The sequence below is a fragment of the Micromonospora maritima genome, from assembly GCF_902825405.1.
Classification (GTDB): Bacteria; Actinomycetota; Actinomycetes; order Mycobacteriales; family Micromonosporaceae; genus Micromonospora; species Micromonospora maritima.
Map to the genome: position 1 here is coordinate 1 of NZ_CADEAU010000505.1, position 3,728 is coordinate 3,728.

Here is a 3,728-nt window from a genome sequence, read left to right on the forward strand (position 1 = left end):
CCCCGGCTGCCCTGGCTGACCGTGACCCTCGGCGTGCTGCTGGCGCTGGCCGGGTGCTGGCTGCTCGCCGGCCGGCGGCTGCCCGCGCCGCGCGCCTTCACCACCGCACCCCGGCTCACCCGCACCTGGCCGTCCATGGCGCTGTTCGGCGCGGCGTACGCGCTCACGTCGCTGACCTGCGCGATCGCACCGTTCCTGGCGATCGTGGTGACCAGCCTGCGGGCCGGGTCGACGCTGCGCGGGCTGGCGCTGTTCGGCGCGTACGCCCTCGGGATGGCGCTGGTGGTCGGCGTGGCCGCGCTCGCGGTGGCGCTGCTGCGCGGGCGGACGGTGGCCCGGCTGCGCGGCGCCGGCGCGTGGGTGCCGCGCCTGAGCGGCCTGGTCCTGCTGGTCGCCGGCGGTTACGTCGCCTGGTACGGCTGGTACGAGGTGCGCCTCGCCCAGGGCCGCTACGACGCCTTCACCGACCCGGTGATCCGCACCGCCGCCCGAGCCCAGCAGACCCTGGTGAACGCCGTCGACACCCTGGGCCCCGCCGTCCTCACGGCCCTCCTGGCCGCGCTGCTCCTGCTGGCCCCCCTCACCCGCCCCCGCCCCCGCCCCCGCCCCCGCCCCCGCCCCCGCGATCTTGCAGTTGGTGCCCGGGCGGAAGGGGTGAAGCGGACTTCTCGCGGGCCGGAAGTGCAAGATCGCGGGGGAGAGGCGGGTGCGGCGGGGGAGCGGGGGCGGGTCAGCGCGGGGTGAGGCGGTCGGTGCCGAGCTTGTCGCGGAGGACCTCCGGGACCACCACCGAGCCGTCGGGCTGCTGGCACTGCTCCAGGATGGCCGGGAACAGGCGGCTGGTGGCCAGCGCCGAACCGTTGAGCGTGTGCACGAAACGGGTCTGCTTCGCGCCCGGCTCGCGATAGCGGATGGCCGCCCGGCGGGCCTGGTAGTCACCGGCCCAGGAGACCGACGACACCTCCTTGTACTTGCCGGTGCTCGGCATCCAGACCTCGACGTCGAGCGTCTTCTTCATCGAGGCGCTCGCGTCGCCGGCGGCGAGCAGGCTGGTCTGGAAGTGCAGGCCGAGCTTGTCGACCAGGCCCTCGACGTGCCCGACCATCGCCTCCAGCGCCTCGCCCGCCTGCTCCGGCAGCGTGAACTGGAAGATCTCCACCTTGTTGAACTGGTGGCCGCGCACGGTGCCGCGCTCGTCCGAGTGCGAGCCGGCCGCCTCACGCCGGTAGCACGGCGTGTACGCGAACGCCTTCAAGGGCAGCTTCGGCGTCTCCAGGATCTCGTCCTGGTAGGCGCCGAGGATCGCGGTCTCCGACGTGGGCAGCAGGAACTGGCCGCGCGAGGACGACTGCTTGTCGATGTGGTAGACGTCGTCGTGGAACTTCGGGAACTGTCCGGCGGCGAAGCCGGCGCTGTCCAGCAGCAGGTGCGGCGGGAGCAGGAACTCGTAGCCGGCCTGGATGTTCTGCTCGATCAGCCAGTTGACCAGCGCCCACTCCAGCCGGGCGCCCATGCCGGTGTACATCCAGAAACCCGAGCCGCCGAGCTTCACGCCCCGCTCGTGGTCGACCAGGCCGAGCGCGCGGCTCAGCTCCACGTGGTCGCGTACCTTCTCGATGGCCGGCGCCGCACCGAACGTCCGGACCACCCGGTTGGCCTCCTTGCCCCCGGCGACCACGTCGTCGGCGGGCAGGTTCGGCAGCTCGCTCATCGCCGAGCGGAGCCGGGACTGCACCTCGTCGAGCTGGGACTCCAGCTCCGCGAGCTGCTTGCGCTCGGCCTCCGGGGCGACCGGCTGCGGCGTGCCGCCGGACCGTTTCGCCTCCGCGTACGCGCGCGCCTCGGCCTTGCGGCGCTGCCGCTCGGCGTCGATCTCCGTGATCAGGGCGCGTCGTTCCTGGTCGAGCCGCTGGATGTCGTCCAGCGCCCGGGTGACCTCGGCGGGATCCAGACGCTTCGCCAGCGCGGTCGCCACCGCCTCGCGATCCTTCCGGATCAACTCCATGTCGAGCATGCTGCTCGTACGCCTCCGTCCAGGCAGTCAGGTGGGACCCCCAGATGCTACCGTCGCGGCCCCGCCGGTCCGGGCCCGCCCGGTCTACAGGCGGACGGGCATCAGGACGGAGAACGCGTGCGCGTCGTCGGCCCGGCGCACCGCCAGCGGGGTGATCGGCCCGTCCAGCTCCAGCACGAGCTGCCCGTCACCGGCGCCCAGCGCGTCGAGCAGGTACTCCCGGTTCACCCCGACCCGCAGCCCGTCCGCGACCGGCGCGGCGGCCGGGTCGACCAGACGCAGCTCGCCCCGGCCGTCCAGACCCAACGCCACCACCTCGTGCGCGATCCCGCCGTGCGCCCGGTGGCAGACCGGGACGCCGTCCGCGGTGAGCGCCGCGCGCAGCGCCGCGCCGTCCACCGGGATCCGGTACGCGGGCGCGTCGCCGACCCGCGCGCGCAGCAGCCGGCGGACGTCCGGGAAGTCGTACGGCAGCGGGACGGCGGTCACCGGGCGGCCCCCGACCGAGACGGTCACCCGGTCCGCGGCGACCACGGCCGTCACGGTCGGGCCGGTGCCGGTGTCCAGCACCGTGCGCAGCTCGTCGACCACGCCCACCGGCAGCAGCGCGGTCACCGGCGGTCCGTCGACGGTGGCGTCGACCCGGGCCACGGCCATCCGGTACCGGTCGGTGGCGGACAGGTGCACGCCGTCGGGTTCGACCGTCAGCAGCACCCCGGACAGGGCCGGCAGCTCCGGGTCGGTGCCGACGGCGAAGCGTACGGCGTCCACCGCCTCGGACAGAGCGGCGCGGGACAGCACGAGTCGGGTGGTCACGGTGGTCTCCTCCGGGTCGATCAGTCGACGGATCCGGGAGAGCTCACGACGCGCGTCGGCGAGGCCGTCCTCCAGCTGCCGCAGGTGCGCGTCGAGCAGGCGGTGCACCTCGGCCGGCCGGTGCCGATGCCGCAGCGCCTCGGCGATCCCGGCCAGCGGCATGCCGACCCGCCGCAGCCCGGCCACCAGGCGGGCCGGCGCCACCTGGTCGCCGGTGTACCAGCGGTAGCCGGTCACCGGGTCCACCCGGGCCGGCGTCAGCACCCCGGAACGGTCGTAGAACCGCAGGGCGCTGATCGTCAACCCGCTGGCCCGGGCCAGCTCACCGATGCTGCGAAGCTCGCTCTCCACGGCCGTCATCCTGTGACCTCGACCAGGTCGAGGGTCAACGTCCCGCGGGCAGGGTGCGGAACGTGATCCCGGCCCGGACCAGCCGGTCCAGCAACGCGTCACCCATCGCGGCCACCGGGGTGACCTGGCCGGCGGTCTCCGGCAGGTCGTCGAAGGCCAGGCAGAGCGCCGACTCGGCGAGCATCTTGGCGGTCTCGTCGTAGCCGGGGTCGCCGCCGGACACCTCGGTCACCACCCGCCGGCCGCCACCGGCGCCCACGAACCGCACCCGGAACCAGGACTTCGCCCGCTGCTCGGCGCTCGGCCCCTGGCCCGAGGCGAGCCGACCGAGCAGCCAGCGCCGGGTCGGCGGCACCTTGACCAGCCCGAGCACACCGGCCAGGCCGGCGCCGGCGACCAGCACGGTGGGCAGCCGCTTCACGGCCGCGAAGTGCCGGTAGCGGAAGTCCGGGCCGTACTCCGGGCGGGCCGCCGCGGACCGGCGGACGACCTGCGGGTCGATGGTGGGCAGCGGGACCGCCCACTGGTCGAACTCGCGGACCCGGCC

At 74.7% G+C, this 3,728-nt stretch carries 4 protein-coding genes; 1 reads left to right on the top strand and 3 read right to left on the bottom strand.

Features of this window, described 5'->3' with window-relative positions; translation table 11 throughout:
• On the top strand, positions 1–744 hold a 744-nt coding region (locus tag HUW36_RS27950), incomplete at its 5' end, for a cytochrome c biogenesis protein CcdA (protein WP_174530869.1).
• Here the strand turns inward: HUW36_RS27950 and serS are convergent.
• The 3 genes from serS to HUW36_RS27965 all read right to left on the bottom strand — a co-directional run.
• Positions 731–2,014: a serine--tRNA ligase gene (gene serS / locus HUW36_RS27955; protein ID WP_174530870.1), complete on the bottom strand. Its 1,284-nt coding sequence runs from the start codon at positions 2,012–2,014 to the stop codon at positions 731–733. The genes HUW36_RS27950 and serS overlap by 14 nt on opposite strands.
• Positions 2,015–2,098: 84 nt before the next feature.
• Positions 2,099–3,190: a DNA polymerase III subunit beta family protein gene (locus HUW36_RS27960; protein WP_174530871.1), complete on the bottom strand. Its 1,092-nt coding sequence runs from the start codon at positions 3,188–3,190 to the stop codon at positions 2,099–2,101.
• 25 nt (positions 3,191–3,215) lie between these two features.
• The coding region (locus HUW36_RS27965) for a saccharopine dehydrogenase family protein (RefSeq protein ID WP_484502606.1) at positions 3,216–3,728 on the bottom strand (513 nt) is incomplete at its 5' end.